This is a genomic window from Enterococcus sp. AZ067, from assembly GCF_051715005.1.
GTDB classification, from domain to species: domain Bacteria; phylum Bacillota; class Bacilli; order Lactobacillales; family Enterococcaceae; genus Enterococcus_D; species Enterococcus_D casseliflavus.
Window position 1 is genome coordinate 205,811 of sequence record NZ_JBIOSY010000001.1, and the last position, 17,125, is coordinate 222,935.

The 17,125-nt window shown below is 43.7% G+C and carries 16 protein-coding genes; 14 read left to right on the forward strand and 2 right to left on the reverse strand.

All coding sequences use genetic code 11. The features are described 5' to 3' along the window. Positions 1-56: 56 nt before the first annotated feature. Positions 57-1,550: a helix-turn-helix domain-containing protein gene (locus tag IGI82_RS00960; protein ID WP_438841702.1), complete on the reverse strand. Its 1,494-nt coding sequence runs from the start codon at positions 1,548-1,550 to the stop codon at positions 57-59. A gap of 593 nt (positions 1,551-2,143) precedes the next feature. Between IGI82_RS00960 and IGI82_RS00965 the strand changes: the two genes are divergently transcribed. The 3 genes from IGI82_RS00965 (at position 2,144) to IGI82_RS00975 (ending at position 6,261) form a co-directional block, all read left to right on the forward strand. Then, positions 2,144-3,652, forward strand: a complete 1,509-nt coding sequence (locus IGI82_RS00965; protein ID WP_438841703.1) for a peptidoglycan DD-metalloendopeptidase family protein — start codon at positions 2,144-2,146, stop codon at positions 3,650-3,652. Between the two features lie 420 nt (positions 3,653-4,072). Beyond that, complete coding sequence (locus IGI82_RS00970) at positions 4,073-4,477, forward strand: hypothetical protein (protein WP_271771448.1); 405 nt, start codon at positions 4,073-4,075, stop codon at positions 4,475-4,477. A gap of 290 nt (positions 4,478-4,767) precedes the next feature. Continuing rightward, on the forward strand, positions 4,768-6,261 hold the full coding sequence (locus IGI82_RS00975; protein ID WP_271771447.1) for a helix-turn-helix domain-containing protein: 1,494 nt from the start codon (positions 4,768-4,770) through the stop codon (positions 6,259-6,261). A 232-nt stretch (positions 6,262-6,493) separates the two neighbouring features. Here the strand turns inward: IGI82_RS00975 and IGI82_RS00980 are convergent, their stop codons facing one another. Continuing rightward, entirely contained in the window at positions 6,494-6,871 is a 378-nt protein-coding gene (locus IGI82_RS00980) for a DUF7006 family protein (RefSeq protein WP_115231562.1), read from the reverse strand. 554 nt (positions 6,872-7,425) lie between these two features. On the opposite strand from IGI82_RS00980, the gene IGI82_RS00985 reads away from it, so the two are divergent. The 11 genes from IGI82_RS00985 to yajC all read left to right on the forward strand — a co-directional run bounded on the left by IGI82_RS00985 (position 7,426) and on the right by yajC (position 17,117). Further along, positions 7,426-8,913: a phytoene desaturase family protein gene (locus IGI82_RS00985; RefSeq protein ID WP_438841704.1), complete on the forward strand. Its 1,488-nt coding sequence runs from the start codon at positions 7,426-7,428 to the stop codon at positions 8,911-8,913. An 11-nt stretch (positions 8,914-8,924) separates the two neighbouring features. Next, a complete protein-coding gene (locus tag IGI82_RS00990) occupies positions 8,925-10,031 on the forward strand; it encodes a glycosyltransferase (protein WP_438841705.1) in 1,107 nt (368 codons plus the stop codon). Between the two features lie 12 nt (positions 10,032-10,043). After that, positions 10,044-10,556, forward strand: coding sequence for a glycosyl-4,4'-diaponeurosporenoate acyltransferase (locus IGI82_RS00995; protein WP_438841706.1), 513 nt, complete (start codon positions 10,044-10,046; stop codon positions 10,554-10,556). Between the two features lie 296 nt (positions 10,557-10,852). Continuing rightward, entirely contained in the window at positions 10,853-11,917 is a 1,065-nt protein-coding gene (locus IGI82_RS01000; RefSeq protein ID WP_034859230.1) for a bifunctional transcriptional activator/DNA repair enzyme AdaA, read from the forward strand. A 298-nt stretch (positions 11,918-12,215) separates the two neighbouring features. After that, the gene (locus IGI82_RS01005) at positions 12,216-12,644 is read left to right on the forward strand and encodes a MarR family winged helix-turn-helix transcriptional regulator (protein WP_438841707.1); all 429 of its coding nucleotides are present in this window, start codon (positions 12,216-12,218) and stop codon (positions 12,642-12,644) included. Positions 12,645-12,654: 10 nt separating this feature from the next. Then, positions 12,655-13,617: a ring-cleaving dioxygenase gene (locus IGI82_RS01010; protein WP_015508789.1), complete on the forward strand. Its 963-nt coding sequence runs from the start codon at positions 12,655-12,657 to the stop codon at positions 13,615-13,617. Between the two features lie 13 nt (positions 13,618-13,630). Further along, positions 13,631-14,524: a VOC family protein gene (locus tag IGI82_RS01015; protein WP_438841708.1), complete on the forward strand. Its 894-nt coding sequence runs from the start codon at positions 13,631-13,633 to the stop codon at positions 14,522-14,524. A 17-nt stretch (positions 14,525-14,541) separates the two neighbouring features. Beyond that, positions 14,542-15,150 carry a flavin reductase family protein gene (locus tag IGI82_RS01020; protein WP_438841709.1) on the forward strand — a complete coding sequence of 203 codons (609 nt, stop codon included), beginning with the start codon at positions 14,542-14,544 and terminating at the stop codon, positions 15,148-15,150. Between the two features lie 13 nt (positions 15,151-15,163). After that, positions 15,164-15,760 carry an alpha/beta hydrolase gene (locus tag IGI82_RS01025; RefSeq protein ID WP_438841710.1) on the forward strand — a complete coding sequence of 199 codons (597 nt, stop codon included), beginning with the start codon at positions 15,164-15,166 and terminating at the stop codon, positions 15,758-15,760. Positions 15,761-16,407: 647 nt separating this feature from the next. Beyond that, entirely contained in the window at positions 16,408-16,839 is a 432-nt protein-coding gene (locus tag IGI82_RS01030; protein WP_413153927.1) for a PTS sugar transporter subunit IIA, read from the forward strand. Between the two features lie 2 nt (positions 16,840-16,841). Continuing rightward, the gene (yajC, locus tag IGI82_RS01035; protein ID WP_008376459.1) at positions 16,842-17,117 is read left to right on the forward strand and encodes a preprotein translocase subunit YajC; all 276 of its coding nucleotides are present in this window, start codon (positions 16,842-16,844) and stop codon (positions 17,115-17,117) included. Positions 17,118-17,125 lie beyond the last annotated feature (8 nt).

Below are 17,125 nucleotides of genomic sequence, written 5' to 3' on the forward strand. Positions count from 1 at the left end.
GACAAGGAAATATCAATTCTCTTTCTTTGGAGAAGCGGCGTGAATGATTGGAATTACTACGTATTATCAAGAACGACCAACCGCAAAATTCTCGGATTGATTCGATTCAAAAGATAATTCCAATCGGCAGCGTCGGGTATTGATTTTAATAAGACACTTTCAACATCCAGTAAGTATTCAGTGGCGTATTCGGAGTAGTTAGTAATGAGAAAATTAATGTTTTTTTCTTTTAAATACTCGTGGGAGAGTTCGTTTGAATCAGGGTAGTACATTTCATGATAAACGCCAAGATATTTTCGGATAATACTTTCAGCGTACTCACAAACATACTCGTTACCTTCAAAAATAACAGCTATAGTTCTCCGCGTGCCCCAATTCTCTTCAATGATGGCTTCCATGTGGAAGGTGAGACTTGCACAAAAATCATCCAAATGGTCGAAAGAATAGAGTGTTTTCACAAGAGGATGTGAGAGCAAAAACTGGTGATTTTTTTTATATTCAGCCGCAAATTTCTCTTTGACGAAAGCATTCAAATCATCGATGTTGACGTTCATCGTTGGCGATAACAACTCACGAAGCTTGAAAATAGTAAAGAATGACTCTAACCAAAGCAAATCTTTTTGTTCATCAAAGCTGTTGCCGCGATTTTGGGCATAGAAATCAGCAGTGATTTGTTTGATCGCGGGCCAGTGGTTATAGTTAAGACAAAACGCTTTGCTTGTTTCTAGATCGGTGTTGAGTTTGCGACGACAAATGATGCAAGTCAGAAGATAGATTGCTTCTTCTTGAGGAAAATCAAAGGTAAAATAACGCTGGATAATCTTTTTAAGGTCCTCATAATTTGAAAGTAAACCATTTTTTTTAACTAACTCGCTTAGTTCTGGAGAGGGGGCAGCAAGTAAACCGCGTTTGCTGCGCTCCACGCTAATATAAAGGATATAAGCAAAATAAGAAAAAGAAGAGCTCTGTAAGGCCTTCGTTTCCAAAAGGTCAGTGATTTCCATCACCGCATCTTGTACATGGATCGAGGGAAATAACGTGTGGACATTAATGTCAGACTCGTAGTAAAAAAGACAGAAAAATTTTCGTATATCGATCTCCGAACCTGCCAAAGAGACGGGATCCGTTTTGATTTTTAAACCAAAAGGGGATAAAAATGGCTGTATTTTCCGGAAGTAGCTGATCAGCGCTTGTTCAGAAATATTAAGCGTTAAGCTCCAATCAAAGAGGGTTTGCTGCTCATTATAAAAAATACTTTCTAAAATCTGGAAAATCGGTTCATCTTTTATCAATTCTTGCTTTTGCTTTCGATACCTATCATGATCGATTTCTTCAAAAAGATACCCGATTTTTGCTGTGTGGATCGCCATAGCCCCTTTAAAATACTCTCGCAAGCTAGCAATGTCAGTAATCAACGTACGCGTACTGCTCTCGGTCACTTCAGCGAGTTCTCCCAGTGTACGGGAGGGACTTTTCTCAAATTCATTCAACAATTGCAGCCAGCGAATCAACGTACGATTTCGCATGAATTTTAATTGAAATGTTTTCATGTCAGCCTCCGAAAAATAAGTTTAAATAATTATAGCATAATCATTTGCACAGATAATGGCACCTTCAACTGTTCGGCGTTTTTGGTCATAATCTCTTGAAACCTTTGACTGCCAGCAGAAAATTTCCAAGAATATCAACCCTTCAGAGTAAGTATAGCAAGGACCTGAGAAACCAATTGCCAAAAATCATACATAAACTTGAGAAAAATGAAGCACGAATAGAAAGGCTCCCAACGCTCGATAAAAAGCCAATGGAGCAAGAAGAGACAATTGAAACACTGTTGTTCAACGGGCAGCCGCCCATTTGAACAACAGTGTTTTTTTCTGATGACGCCAGAGGATCTTAGGCAACAGAAAAAAACTGCTGAAGCCGAGGATCGACAATGCGTTGGATGCAAAACGTGATCTTTTACCAGTAGACCCATTCTCCAAAAGCTCGTTCTCTTTCGCTAGGGCGGGAGTCATTTGCTTGAGTCGAAAAAACGAAGCGTAGTATAATAAAAGAGAATTGATATTTATTTACTAATTGGATGGCAAGATGTTTTTTCAATAGAGGTTGTTAAGAGGAAAAAGAAAGAGAAAGGATTTCGCCTATGAAGCATTCGCAAAAAGGGGTAGCGCTTCTTTTGGTTTGCGGACAACTTTTAGCTGGTGTGCCAGTTTCAGCTGCGGTTGTTGCATCAGAAAGTACGACCGTTACCCAAACATCAGAAACAGCTGCACAAGCAAGTGACAGCAGCACAGCTGGGACGATCGAAGAAACCGCTCCAGCAGTGGAAGGACAAGTGCCCGATTCTGAGCAAGGATCGGTACCTGTAGAAAGTGTACCAGAAGGATCTGAGACAGTGCCGGAGGGGACAGAGCAAACCGAAGAACCAACCCCAGTTCCCCAACCGACCCCAGAGCCAGAACCAGAGCCAGAGCCAGAGCTACCGAGTAAGCCAGAGCCTTCTCAGCCAGAAGAACCAACGCCAGCACCGAAACCAGAAAAACCAACACAGCCTGAAGCACCCAAACCTGAGACGCAGCCAGAGAAGCCCAAACCGTCAAAACCTGTAGAAACAAAACCGACACCAGAAGCAAACAGTGATGCAAGTCAAGAAACACCTGCGGCTGTGTCACCGGTCATGCCACCAAGCACCCAAGCACCAAGCGCGCCAAGTCAATCCGATCCGACACCGCACCAAGGTAGCGAAACGACCTTGACGGTCACACCAGTAAAAGAAGTGTGGGATTTTATCCAAGAAATTGGTGAAGATGCCCGAGAAATCGGCTTGAAAAATGATTTGTACGCTTCTGTCATGATTGCACAGGCTATTTTAGAGTCAGGTGGCGGGCAAAGCAGACTGAGTCAGGCGCCGTACTTCAATCTCTTTGGTATCAAAGGAACCTATCAAGGACAGGGTGTCGCTTTTCGGACACAAGAAGATGATGGTTCGGGAAATCACTATACGATCACGGCAACGTTCCGCCAATATACTGGCTACAAAGAGTCATTGATGGACTATGCTCGCTTGTTGAAAGAAGGGGTCGGGCAGCAGTCTGATTTTTATAAAGGCGTATGGAAATCAGAAGCGGCTTCTTATCAAGAGGCTGCCCGTTATTTGACTGGTCGGTATGCCACAGATACGACGTATGATCAAAAGCTGACAGCTTTGATCGAAGCCTATGCGTTGACCCGTTATGATCAGAAAAAACCTGATGTGACCGCAAGTGAGACGTATCTTTTTCCTGTTGAAAAAGCCGTTGTCACTTCTACTTTTGGCCCACGTTGGGGAAGCTTTCATCGGGGCGTTGACTTTGCCGCAGCGTTTGGGACCCCAATCCTGGCGAGTCAATCTGGAACGGTCATCCGTTCAGAGGTTCATCCTTCTTGGGGGAATTATGTAGCGATTCTCCATGAGGACGGGATGACGACACTCTATGCCCACAATCAACAGAACCTTGTGAAGGTTGGTCAACAAGTGGAACGAGGAGAAACGATTGCCCTCATGGGTAGTACGGGCAATAGCACAGGCGCACACCTGCACTTTGAAGTCAGTGCATCGCCAAGCTTGAGTCAAGCGCAATTGATCGATCCAATCGCTTTTTTAACAAAATAAGAATAGACAAAAAAGAGAGTATCATGGATGCTTTCTTTTTTTTTGTTTTTTTCTAGTCATTTTTTCGAGAGCACGATTTTAATTTTTTTTCATGAAAACCAAAAAAATGTTTAAAAAAATCGTACATAGATTCTTTATAATTTTCACCTAACCGTAACCGTTGCTAATCCATAAACTGGCGTGAGCAGATCGGTCAGCAAGCAGCACAAGTGGTCGATTCGCATGCTCTTGGTGACGAGCGGAGAAGCAAAATTGTTACAGTTGTTACCCCTACGAATAAAAACTTGCTAACGAAGTAGGGGAGCGAATAATCAGGAAGTGCATTAATTATAAGTCTATTCCTTTTTTCTATCAGTATTGATCGTTGAAAAGAACGTCGTAAACAGTGATGCATAAAATAGAAAAAGAGGAGAACATTTTATGAGAATAAATAAAACGGATTTTGAGACAGTGATGGCTAATAGTGAATTTTTAGACTATTATTGTCAATTATTTGAACGAAATGATGAACGATCCGTCACGGATAAGCAATTAGAAAAATTGCACTATTTGATTCAAAAACAGGTGGCACTAACGATCCAAAAGACTGCAAGCTATTCTTTTTTTACCCAAACATACAAGCTGCCGCAAACACTCGCAAAGGATTACCAACTGTTAGCGGAATGTATTGAGCGGCTTTCAAAAATAGAAATGGATCAGTTGATACCCAAACAATTTATTGAACAGGACTTTAACGTACAAGTGAAAAAAACAAGTCAAGAATCTCAATATGAGCAGCTTTTAAACATCATGTCAGACACGTTTAGACAAATAAAGAAAACATAGGTGATTTTCAACATAGCAGTTTTTTTTCAAAATGAAGCAAATGATACAAAGAATTTTCTTGTTCCTTAAGCAGAATCTGATGAAAGCAAAAGCGAAATCCTTGCACTATTTCCAATAGCCGATAAAATAATTGTTATACAACAGTAGTCTGGAATCCACGCTTTTTTTCATCAAGCTATGAAAAAACCGATTTTTTATGTAGGATGAAAACCGATATAATGAGACTGCTTAGGCGCCTTTCATGCGTAATTTAGCCGCAAAAAAGAAATTTTTTAGTAAGGAGCTTATGTTTGAAAAATTTTCAATTGAGTTTTGTCACAAGCAAATCGACCGTTCGATGGCTGCAGATTCTAAGTGAATTTGAAAAAAATGAAATTTGCAGTGCCAGTCAATTGGCTGAAGTAACAACTAGTACCACGAGGACGATTGGCAAAGACATCAGTCAGATCAACGAGTATTTCTGTGGGCTGATCCTGATCACTTCCACCAATCAAGGCTATTCGTTTGAACTATTTGATTATTCACAGTATGAAAAGAAAAAAGCCTCGCTTTTAGCGAATGAACCGCTCTTTATTTTATTGGAAAATATTTTTATTGGAGAGTTAAAGACGATCGATGAGTGGGCGGACTGCTTGTTTTTATCTAAGAGTACCTTATCGAAGTACTTGCAGCGCATTCATGAACAACTGGCACGTTTTGATCTCCAGCTAGCATTAGATCCTGTGAATATCGTTGGGGAAGAAGCAGATATCCGCAATTTCTTTTGTACCTTTTTTTATGAAACGGACAGCACCCCCCACACTGTATTTCCGCCAGCTGCGGTCCAACAGGCAGTAACGGAAATCGGCAGGATGTTTGACAAAAATAGTTACCACACCGTTTCGTTTTCACAATACACGTATCTGCTCTATATTTCGCTTGAGCGATTTATGCAAGGCAAGACTGTGCAAATCAACGCCGAATTGTACCACGCCTTGCGACACAGTATTCAGTTGATGCATTTTCAACGAATCAATGGGGTCATTGAAAAGTACTTTCAATGTCGATTGACGAACGATGAACTTATCTTCTTATTTGTTAGTATTATCACAAAGAAAAAACTGCAAAATGTGATCGTCGAACAAAAGTTTTGTCTTTCGTATAATCATTGGACAGAGATCCGCACGTTGACCAACGAGTTTTATCAGATGTTGAATGTATCGTCGAAAAAGCCCAAAGAGGATCAGATTCTGATTGAATCCTTTTTTACCTCTGCTAAATTGAAGGAGTGCTTATCCACGTCTGCCAATCGCAATATCTATGATGTGAATGCGTTTATTAAGAAAACCTTTCCTAAGGAGTTTGCTGCTTACCGAGAGTTTTTAGAAAATAGTCGCGAGTACCACAACCTTTATTCTGAGGAGTATCTGACGGATTTTTGTGCAAACTTAGTGATTTATATCGAGTCTGTTCGAGAACGTCATTGGTTTCCCCGAAAAAATATCGCCTTTATCTTCGAAGGAAATAACAATATCGTTCAGTACATTGAAGGCTGGTCTAACCGCTATTTTAGCCGATCCCATCGAGTCTTTTATCCTGACTCAGGGGAAGTCAATGCTCAGTATTTAGAACAAAACACCATCGATCTGCTAGTGACGAACTATGCCGAGCATGCGACCGAATTTCGAGATATCGTTGAGTGCATCGTCTTCAAAACGATTCCTTCTTCTTCTGACTGGAATCGACTGCTTGAACGGATCAATCCTAACGTCACCCGCCAATTTGCCTTAAAAGACCTCTTCTAGTTTCCCATTATGTTTTGACCTAAAGAGCTGCTAGAAAGGGCCTTTTACATGAAAAGAAAGCATTTTTCCTTCACTGCTTAAACAGTGAGAAGGAAAGATGCTTTCTTTTTTAATGGCTTGACTCTCCGCAGCTGTGCAGGAGTGTGGGGAGGGGAAGTGGGGAGTGCATCAGGTACGGATGCAAGCCTTTGGAACCAGCGGTTTTCAATTCAATCGATCGATGTGGGCGAACTCATTGGGCTTCACTTAAGTAAATCAAACTCCAAGGCGCCTTTTGGTTTAGCTGAAGACCGGTCAATTCCCGATAGAAACAGGTTTTGTCTTTGACCGTCAGCTGAATGATCTCTTCTTCCGCATACTCATTTAGAGAAGAAATTTTTAAAACATAAAGTTCTTTTAGTATTTGCAGCTGTGCGTCGATATCTAGTAGCAACGACATTTTTTCGAAAAAAGTACCCTCTTCTTGTTCATAGATCGTCAAAAATCGTTGGCGCAAAGAGAGATAAAAATTAAAGATTTTCGGATGAGTATAAGAACAGGGCGAGTGGATAAATTCTTCGTCAAAAAAGTTTACATATTCTTCGGCTGATTGGATCGTTTTTAAGTTCATATCAATACTCCTTATTAGTGTTAGGAAAAAGCGACAATACGTGTCATTATCAAAAACAGTCACTGTTAAGCAATGTCTTACTGAGAAGGTCCGTTTGTTTTTTAAAAATGATTGGGGGAAGGACTTTCGCTACATTCAATGTACAGGATATTCCAAATTGGCTCAAACGCGTTTTTTCGTAACCATACGAAGATTTGTTTTTCGCTGGTATTAACGTCAAAAATGTTCAACTATTCTGATAATTGTTGTTATAAAAAGAATATTTTCGGAATGGGCGAAATGACTGGGTTTCCTTTCTTTTCCAGCAGGTTGTTTTTTCATTCGCTGAAATCATGGTTGAGAAAAAACAGCATCAGTTGACCGATAGGCTCATCCCCGTCATTTTTTCAAAGGTGTGATACTATAGAATTATCTAGAAAAACGATCCTTTGATTCAAGTGGTCAATGCCAAAACAGTGCCAAGACACGCAGTTGCAGTGAGACGCAACCATCTGTTTTGACGAGAAGGTTTGGCTAAATAGGGACGTTCATTAAAGCAAACGAGGAGCAATTCAATGAAAGAGAAAAAAACAGTTGTAGTGATCGGCGGCGGACTTGGTGGTCTATCAGCGGCGGTCTCATTAGCCCAAAATGGCTTTGATGTATCATTATATGAAAAAAATCACCACTTAGGCGGCAAGTTGAACCGACTGGAAACAAACGGCTTCGGCTTTGACTTAGGTCCTTCGATTTTGACGATGCCGCAGATTTTTGAAAAATTATTTACTGGCAGCAATCGCGATATGGCGGATTATGTTGCGATTCGCCGATTGCCATTGGAATGGCGCTCCTTTTTCCCCGACGGCACCAAGATTGATCTCTATGGCGATCTTGCCCGCATGGCAAAGGAAAACCCCCACTTGTCGGAAAAAGACATGGCAGAGTACCAAAACTTTTTGGACTATGCGCAAAAGATTTATGATATCACGGAAAAAGGCTATTTCGAGAAAGGCTTAGATACCACGAAAGAAATCTTGAAGTATCACGGCGTGATCAAAGCGCTGAAAGGCTTTGATTATTTCTCTTCCATGCATGATGCCATTCAAAAACGTGTCAGCAATCCGCAGCTGCAAGACATGCTGAGCTATTTTATCAAGTATGTCGGCTCGTCTCCTTATGACGCCCCAGCCGTCTTGAACATGATGATCTACATGCAGCATGCCCAAGGTGTCTGGTACGTGCCAGGCGGGATGCACCGTTTAGCCGAAGGCATCGTTCGCTTAGCAAAAGAGATTGGTGTGACCTTCCACACGGGACACAAAGTAGAAAAATTGATCGTTGAACAGGAACAAATCCGTGCCGCTCGTTTGGATGATGGCACGTTGATCGAAGCCGACTATTTTGTTTCCAACATGGAAGTGATCCCGGCTTATGAAGAGCTGTTAGAAGAAGCGCCGACCTTTACTCAAAAACTGGAAGAAAAATTTGAACCAGCAAGTTCTGGTTTTGTCTTGCACTTAGGGGTCAAAACCTCCTATCCGCAATTGGCGCATCACAACTTTTTCTTTTCAAATGCCTCAAAAGAAAACTTTGATCAAAATTTCCATCAGCATCAGCTGCCAGAAGATCCAACAATCTATTTGGTCAATGCCAACAAAACCGATCCTTCGCAAACAGTGGCAGGGCATGAGAACATCAAAATCTTGCCTCATATCCCTTATTTGCAGGATAAACCCTTTACGGAAGCGGAATACGATGCCTTTCGTGAACGGATCTTGATCAAGCTGGAAAACATGGGCTTAACGGATCTACGTAAGCACATCGTGTATGAAGACCGCTGGACACCCGAAGACATCCAAAAGAATTATTTGTCACATCGCGGTGCCATCTACGGCACGGTCTCTAACCGCAAGAAAAATCATGGATTTAAACACCCGAAACACAGCGAACGCTACGACAATCTATACTTCGTTGGCGGTACGGTCAATCCAGGTGCCGGTATGCCGATGGTGACCCTCAGTGGCCAGCAAGTCAGTGAGATGATCACCAAAAGAGAACACTAAGACAAGAAAGGATGATGACTGTGTACCTGCTGCTCGCTGGTATTTGCGCTGCTTGGCTGGCAGGCTGGCTGTTTTTTTTCCGCCTGCCGACGATACCCACCCGCAAGGAGACAGCCGCATCCAAAGACTTGACGGAGAGGGGAGAACTGTCGATCATCATCCCCGCCCGCAATGAAGCAGAAAATTTGCCGCAATTGTTGGCGTCCTTGCAGCAGCAAACCCTTCATCCTGTGGAGATTTTGGTGGTTGATGACGGATCGGAAGACGAGACGATCGCCTGTGCTAAGGGCTTCGGTGCGACGGTCTTGCAAACCACTGCTGATTCTGCTGGGAAAGCGGCGGCTTGTTGGTTAGGCGCCTCACAAGCGGTGGGCAAGTATCTATTATTTTTGGATGCCGATACCTTCTTTCTAGCAGAAGATGGCTTAGAGCGTCTTTTCGCTGCGTATGAGGAGCGATCGGGACAAGGACTGCTCTCGGTGCAGCCCTATCATCAAACGAAGCGCCTGTATGAACAACTGTCTGCCGTCTTTAATGTCGTCTTACCTGTCGGGTTGAACCGCTTTTCTATCGTAGGCGAAAAACTCTCAGCTGGCGGCGCCTTTGGTCCGTGTATTTTGTGCAGCAAAACTGCGTACCTTCAAGCCAATGGACATCAGGACATGCCACAAGGAATCTTAGATGATCTAGCATTAGCGAGACGCTTTAAGAAAAAACGCTTGCCGATCGCCTTGTATGGTGGAAAAGACTTGGTGGCCTTTCGGATGTATCCAGCTGGTGTTCGTCAACTTGTTCAAGGCTGGACGAAGGACTTTGCTACTGCTTCGCAATCCACTCACCCTTTGATTATGGCGGGCGTCATCTTGTGGATCAGCGGCGGCATTGGGGTACTGGCGGCACCATTTCTGATGGAACCGCTTTGGCTAGGACTGCTTTTTTATGCTGCTTATTTTGGACAAACTCTGTGCTTTGCCCGCCGTGTCGGCAACTTCAACCGAATCCTGCTGCTTTTTTTCCCATGTTACTTTCTTTTTTTCCTAGGCTTATTTGGTTGGTCGTGGATCCAAACCCATTTGTTGAAATCCGTGACCTGGAAAGGACGCAAAATCAATTTATAGGAGGCGATGCACATGCCGCTGATCACCTTATCTCCACTGCTCTTGCTCATTACAGACAGCTTGGCTTGGCTGCTGTTACATCTGGGCATCTCCTTTGGCTTGCGCAAAGTCAGCGATGCCTTTTTTGAACGTCATGCCAACTGGTTCCGTTCTTTTGCCTTTGAAAAAGGCGGTAGGATCTGGTCGGAGGTGTTTCGTATTCGTCAGTGGAAAGACAAATTGCCCGACGGCACTGTGATTGCCAAAAAAGGCTTTGACAAATCTCGCTTGGCTCAGCAACAAAAGGACTATCTGGAAAAATTCGTCATCGAGACACGCCGAGCAGAGCTGACCCATTGGCTGCTGATTGTTCCAGCACCGTTCTTTTTCCTCTGGAATCCTACGTGGGCGGGCTGGGTGATGATCGCCTATGCGTTATTGGCCAACTGCCCATTCATCATGATCCAACGCTATAATCGCCCCCGTTTGGAGCGAGTCTTGCTGAAAAAAAGTGCCCTGCAAGTCAAGCAGAAGGCGACGGTCTAGGTTCCTGTAGGCGTTGCTTTTAAGATTCGCCGAAAAATAGGCAAACGGGAAATCAAAAGGATCGGAGGATAACTGCCTTCGATCCTTTTTAAAAAATTGGTGTTAATTTTTATGGGATGCGTCAAGACCATTCTTTGTACACTAAGGTCATTCAGAGGAAAGGGTGATCGTATGTCATCAGAAGGATGTGGGCAAATTTTCGACCTGCCTTTGCAGGCTGCTGCATTGGTTGGTCGTGTGTTTGGACAAGCACAAAGTATTTTTGTAAGTATAGAAAAGAAGGAGGGGTGCGCAAGATGATTGAAGATAGCCGTCAACGGGACCACTATTACGACATGCTGATTGAAAAAAATTCCCAATATGAAGGGATTTTTTACGTTGGGGTAAAAACCACCGGCGTCTTTTGCCGTCCCACCTGCCCAGCGAAAAAACCGCTCAAAAAAAATTGCGAGTTTTTTCAGACGGCACAAGAAGCGCTGCTGGCGGCGTATCGTCCCTGCAAACGATGTCGCCCGCTCAGCTCGCCTAGCCACTTATCCCCTGACGTGAAAAGCCTGGTGGAAGCCGTGGAGAGTAACCCAGAGAAAAAGTGGACCGACAAAGATTTTGAAGCACTAGCGATCCATCCCAATACCGCACGACGACAATTCAAAAAATATTTTGGCATGACCTTTATCGAATACTCCCGTGCACGCCGCTTAGGATTAGCGTTTAAGCAGATTCGTGAAGGAGAACCGTTGATCCAAGCGCAATTAGAAGCCGGTTTCGATTCTGGCAACGGCTTTCGAGATGCGTTTTCTCGGATTATGGGGGAGTTGCCTTCCAACAGCCGCGAAAAAACGATTCTTTCTTCTGCTTGGCTTGAGACCAAGCTGGGATCAATGTTGGCGATCAGCGACCAGCAGCAGCTTTACTTGTTAGAGTTCGTGGATCGCAGAGGGCTAGAAACGGAGATTGCTGTTTTGAGAAGCCGCTTGAATGCAGTGATCATTCCGCAGCAAACAGCAATCATTCAGCAACTCAAGCAAGAACTGACGGAATATTTTGCAGGGAATCGAACTGTCTTCACGGTACCCATCGCATTGATCGGCTCTGATTTTCAGAAAGCCGTCTGGCAGCAGCTGTTGGCGATGAAGATCGGAGAAACATACTCTTACAAACAATTGGCACAGCGAATCGGCAATGAAAAAGCCACCCGAGCTGTTGCCAATGCCAACGGAAAAAACCAATTGGCGTTGATCGTTCCATGCCACCGCGTCATCAATAGCGATGGCAGCATCGGCGGCTATGGCGGCGGTGTCGAACGCAAAAAGTGGCTGCTGGCTTTGGAAAAACAGGTGCAGCCGACCACAATGATCTAAAAAAGACAAGTATGCGTCGGAATCAGCGCTTCATTGATCGGTACATGGAATGGATCGAATCCTTTTCATTGAAATATATATTTAGCGGAACTTATGGAACCTTTCATAAGTTCCGCTTTTTTTTTAGATTTGGCGGGTTCATAGAGAAAAGGCGGGACCGTCGTTAGTGTCTAAGTGTTCTTTATCTCTACAAAAAAAAGCATTGAATGATTTTCTTAAATACCCAAAGCATATCCTTTTACAACTTACAAAAAGTAAGTTATGATTATCTCGAATTCGAAATAAAGAGGTGAGTAAAATGGCGCATCAAGAAGAAGCGCTCAAAGCGTACATCGGTTTGCTGCGTACGGCGAGTCGTTTGGAACAAGTGGCAAAAAAAGATGTCCGTTGTTATGGCTTAAATATCACAGAGTTTTCCGTACTGGAGTTGCTTTACCATAAAGGCACCCTTACGACGCAAGCCATCAAGGAAAAAATCTTGATCGCCAGCAGCTCCACAACCTACGTGGTCGATCAATTAGTCAAAAAAGGCTGCGTGCAACGGGAACCTAGCCAAGAAGATCAACGGGTAACATACGTCAGTATTACGGAAGCAGGCAGGGCGTTGATGGAGAAAATTTTTCCCAGTCATGCACAAAAGATTGCGGCGAGTTTTTCCGAACTCAGCAGTGAAGAATTGCAACAATTAAAAACAATTTTACGAAAAATAACTTACGATCAGAAATGAGGAAAAGAAAATGAGAAAACAAGACCAATTATTAGGGGTACACCATGTGACGGCTATGACAAGTGATGTGGAACGGAATTACCATTTCTTTACAGATGTGTTAGGGATGCGTTTAGTGAAAAAAACCGTCAATCAAGATGACATTTATACGTATCATACTTACTTTGCGGATGATTTAGGGACACCGGGAACGACCATGACGTTCTTTGATTTTCCCAATACCGCTCGTGGTAGCAAAGGAACCAACTCGATCACCCGTACCAGTTTCCGAGTGCCCAGTGACGCAGCCCTTGATTATTATGCCGCACGCTTTGATGAATTTGAGGTAAAACACGAGGCAATCACCACCGAATTTGGGAAAAAAGTGTTGCGCTTTTGGGATTTTGATACGCAAGCCTATCAACTGATCTCTGATGAACACAATACTGGCGTGAAAGCTGGTACTCCTTGGGAAAAAGGACCCGTTCCTACTGAGTTTGCGATTTATGGCTTAGGTCCTGTTGAAATGTCTGTTTCTTATTTGGCAGATTTCAAAGGGCTGCTGGAATCCGTCTTTGATTTCAAAACCATTGATCAAGTAGACAATCGCTATTTGCTAGAAGTCGGTGAAGGCGGCAATGGCGCCCAAATCGTTTTAGTGGAAGATACCACGAGCCCGCAAGCACAACAAGGGGACGGCGAAGTGCATCATGTCGCTTTTCGTTTAGCCCACCATGACTCATTAGCAGTCTGGCAAGAAGTCTTTGATAACTTGGGATTGGCCAACTCTGGCTATGTCGATCGCTACTATTTTGAGTCGTTGTATGTGCGCATCGGCCATATTCTTTTTGAACTAGCGACAGATGAACCAGGGTTTATGGGGGATGAGCCGTATGAAACATTGGGTGAATCCTTATCATTGGCACCATTTTTAGAAAATCGCCGTGAATACATCGAAGGAGTCATCAAACCCTTCAATACAAAACGCGCCTAAGGAGGCACATAGTATGCAACCCATTCAACAGATCCACCATATTTCAGCCATCGTAGGCGATCCGCAAACGAACGTTGCCTTTTACCGTGACGTGTTGGGGTTGCGCCTCGTCAAACAAACCGTCAATTTTGATGATCCCTACACGTATCATCTTTATTACAGCAATCAAGCGTTAGAAAATGGGACCATCATCACTTTCTTCCCTTGGGCAAATGCCCATCCTGGACGAGTAGGAAGCGGACAAGTCGGCACGATCGCCTTTCGTATTCCTAAAGGCAGCAGTGCCTATTGGCAAGAACATTTGGCGAAACATCAAGTAACTGTCCAAGAAAGTACATTGTTTGATCGGCCAACTTTAGAACTTCATGATCAGCATGACCTGTCTTTGGCGTTAGTCGAAGCCGAAGAATCGGCGGAAACACCAGCGATTGTAGGCTTTCATGGGGCCGTCTTGCTTTCGGCACAACCAGAAGCGACCATTCAAACGTTGGCAGATGATCTAGGACTAAACATTTTTAACAAAACAGAGAAAAGCACCCATCTTCATACCGCAGGCACCCTCGCTCATGAGATCGTCGTGCCCCATGAAGCAAAGCCAGCAGGGCGCTGGGGTGTCGGCACCGTCCATCACATCGCGTGGTCAGTGCCAACGGAAGCAGTACAAAAAGAGTGGCAAGAGTACTTGTACAATCAAAGATACGGAGTCACTGAAATCAAGGACCGCAACTATTTCAAAGCCGTCTATTTCCAAGAGCGGGGCAACATCGTCTTTGAGATCGCAACAGAAACCCCAGGCTTTTTAGTTGATGAACCATTAGAAACGTTAGGACAGCAGTTGATGCTGCCAGCCCAATTTGAAAGCCGCCGTGCAGAGATCGAGGATCGCTTGCCAGACTTATCGGTTTAGAAAAAAGGAGACGCTGTATGCACTATTTAGATCCCAAGGATTTGACCCAACGAGAAAATTATAAACTACTGATTGGCTCCATCATTCCACGGCCAGTGGCAGTGGTCAGTACGCAATCAGCCGATGGTATCGTCAACATCGCCCCATTCAGTTTTTTTAACATCGTCAGCTCAGAACCCGTGATCCTCTCGTTGGCTATCCAGCGCAAAGAGGGGGAACTGAAAGACACCGCCCGCAATCTGTTAGCGACGAAAGAAGCCGTCGTGCATATTTTGGATCAAACAAATGTCCAAGAGGCCAATAAAACCGCGGCATTATTGCCCGCAGACCAAAGCGAGTTGACGGTTTCTGGGTTTACTACAACGGCGTCGAAAACAATTGCCGTTCCTGGCTTGAACGAAGCCAGTGTCCGCTTAGAAACGATTCTGCATCAGCACGTACCCATCAAAAAAGACCAGCAGATCACTGCCGATCTCTTGTTGTTGGAAGTCGTCGGCTACCAGGTTGCAGAGGATGTCTATCAAGACGGCAAGATCGATCCCCGTGCCTTACAAGCAGTCAGCCGGCTAGCGGGAAATTCTTACGCAACGATTGGGGAGATTTTCGATATCAAACGACCAAGTTAAAGGAGGAACTTCGATGAAAGCAATCTACCAACAAGGAGCAGCCGATGCACCAGTTTTGGTGCTGCTCCACGGCACTGGTGGCGACGAACAGTCGTTGCTGGAAGTAGGCAAAGCCCTTGATCCCCAAGCATCACTATTAGGTATTCGCGGGAACGTTTTAGAAAACGGCATGCCTCGTTACTTCAAACGTCTAGCTGAAGGGGTGTATGATGAAACCGACTTAGCACTTCGCGGCGACGATTTAGCCGATTTCATTCGGCAAGCCGCCAAAGAATACAACTTTTCATTAGCCCAAGTGGTACTGGTGGGTTATTCCAATGGCGCCAACATTGCCATTCGCTTATTACTAAATGATAGCGACCACTTCAAAAAAGCGATCCTCTACCACGCCATGTATCCAGTCGAGAATTTACCGACGAATTCCTTGCCTGACACTCATGTGTTTCTGAGTTTTGGCAGAAACGACCCGATCGTTTCCCTAGCTGACAGTGCTTACGTCCAAGAGATCTTCACCTCACGGGGAGCAGTCCTTTCAACCGTTTGGACCCCAAGTCATCAGTTAACGTATGAAGAAGTCGAACACTCGCGCACGTGGTTGACCGAACAATAAAGCAGTACCTCTTTCCTAATCAAACAGCGATCCTGCTGGTTGGTTAGGGTTTTTTGTTTCACGTGAAAACAGTGTATTTAGAGTAAATCGGCTCCACCAAGATACGCTTTATATGAGATCTGTTAGTATGGGTGGTTTTTATATTCTTAAAGTTTCAGGATTATAAGGCAACATGTTATTTCTAACCTGTTTAAGTTAATAACATGAATTATTCTTAAAAAAATGGCAATACAATTTAATAAAACGCATAATGGAAAATGAGTTTGGCGATGATCAAAACCAGTTAGGGATTATACCTAACTGGTTTTTTTATTAAGGCAGCAAATTTGCTGATAGTTCCTTTATTTAACAACGTTGATTGTTGTATCGATGAATGGTGGAGTGACTCCTGGTTCTTTAGATACCAGGACGCAAAAACCAGTGGATTTATTAGTTAAAAATAACGTTATTGTCGTGTTATTGATGAATTTCAATACCTTTTTCAAGTAGTTTATTGTTTTACAATCATTGTTTTGGCGCTCTTTTTCGTATTTAAAGATAACAAAGACATTTTTATATAAAAACAAAAATTTTGTTGACAGACTAAATGAAAGCGTTTATATTGGATATGTGGTTACTACCAGTTGGGAATAAAGGGAGGACATAAGATGCTTGGTTTGGTTTTAACAGGTCATGGAGGATTTGCGCAAGGGATGGAAAATGCGCTTGCGATGATTGCAGGGCCGCAAGAACATTTTCTAGCAGTGCCGTTTTTAGAGGAAAATCCGTTAGCTGGCTTTGAAAAAGAGTTGCAAGGAGCAATCGATCAATTAAAGGAAACCTGTGATGGGGTCGTGATTTGTGCAGACCTTGTGGGCGGGACCCCTTTTAATGTTGCGATGACCGCTGCCAATGAGGACCCGCAAGTCGAGGTCATCGGCGGCAGCAATCTGCTGATGCTAGTGGAAGGTTCGTTGACTAGATATACAGCAGCTGATCCAGAGCGTTTTTGCCAAGAACTGGCAGAGATTGGCAAGACCGGTATTTTTCACGGAAAGATCAAAGGCCATGAGGAAATCAATGAGGAAGAAGGAATTTAAACATGTGGGAAATGATCTTAGCAGCCTCAATCGTGGTGCTTGTTTTTCTCTTTCTCTTTTTGGCGGTCTCATCTTTCTTGAATGGGAAACATCTGAAAAAGCAAAAAGGCTATTTCGCTGAATTGCAGCAGTCCTTGAAAAAGGGGCAGAAAATCAAATTATACGGCGGCATTATTGGGGAGATTCAAGCACTTGGGAAAGAGACAGTGGATCTAAGGGTGAAATCGGGAACGGTGATTGAAGTAGAACGTAGTGCGGTTGCAGAAATCATGCAGTAAATAGAAGG

What these genes read in the sequence shown, in the direction of transcription:
- IGI82_RS00960 (WP_438841702.1), bottom strand. Translation starts at nt 1,550, where the DNA reads ATGAAAACATTTCAATTAAAATTCATGCGAAATCGTACGTTGATTCGC.
- IGI82_RS00965 (WP_438841703.1), top strand. Translation starts at nt 2,144, where the DNA reads ATGAAGCATTCGCAAAAAGGGGTAGCGCTTCTTTTGGTTTGCGGACAA.
- IGI82_RS00970 (WP_271771448.1), top strand. Translation starts at nt 4,073, where the DNA reads ATGAGAATAAATAAAACGGATTTTGAGACAGTGATGGCTAATAGTGAA.
- IGI82_RS00980 (WP_115231562.1), bottom strand. Translation starts at nt 6,871, where the DNA reads ATGAACTTAAAAACGATCCAATCAGCCGAAGAATATGTAAACTTTTTT.
- IGI82_RS00985 (WP_438841704.1), top strand. Translation starts at nt 7,426, where the DNA reads ATGAAAGAGAAAAAAACAGTTGTAGTGATCGGCGGCGGACTTGGTGGT.
- IGI82_RS00990 (WP_438841705.1), top strand. Translation starts at nt 8,925, where the DNA reads ATGATGACTGTGTACCTGCTGCTCGCTGGTATTTGCGCTGCTTGGCTG.
- IGI82_RS00995 (WP_438841706.1), top strand. Translation starts at nt 10,044, where the DNA reads ATGCCGCTGATCACCTTATCTCCACTGCTCTTGCTCATTACAGACAGC.
- IGI82_RS01000 (WP_034859230.1), top strand. Translation starts at nt 10,853, where the DNA reads ATGATTGAAGATAGCCGTCAACGGGACCACTATTACGACATGCTGATT.
- IGI82_RS01005 (WP_438841707.1), top strand. Translation starts at nt 12,216, where the DNA reads ATGGCGCATCAAGAAGAAGCGCTCAAAGCGTACATCGGTTTGCTGCGT.
- IGI82_RS01010 (WP_015508789.1), top strand. Translation starts at nt 12,655, where the DNA reads ATGAGAAAACAAGACCAATTATTAGGGGTACACCATGTGACGGCTATG.
- IGI82_RS01015 (WP_438841708.1), top strand. Translation starts at nt 13,631, where the DNA reads ATGCAACCCATTCAACAGATCCACCATATTTCAGCCATCGTAGGCGAT.
- IGI82_RS01020 (WP_438841709.1), top strand. Translation starts at nt 14,542, where the DNA reads ATGCACTATTTAGATCCCAAGGATTTGACCCAACGAGAAAATTATAAA.
- IGI82_RS01025 (WP_438841710.1), top strand. Translation starts at nt 15,164, where the DNA reads ATGAAAGCAATCTACCAACAAGGAGCAGCCGATGCACCAGTTTTGGTG.
- IGI82_RS01030 (WP_413153927.1), top strand. Translation starts at nt 16,408, where the DNA reads ATGCTTGGTTTGGTTTTAACAGGTCATGGAGGATTTGCGCAAGGGATG.
- yajC (WP_008376459.1), top strand. Translation starts at nt 16,842, where the DNA reads ATGTGGGAAATGATCTTAGCAGCCTCAATCGTGGTGCTTGTTTTTCTC.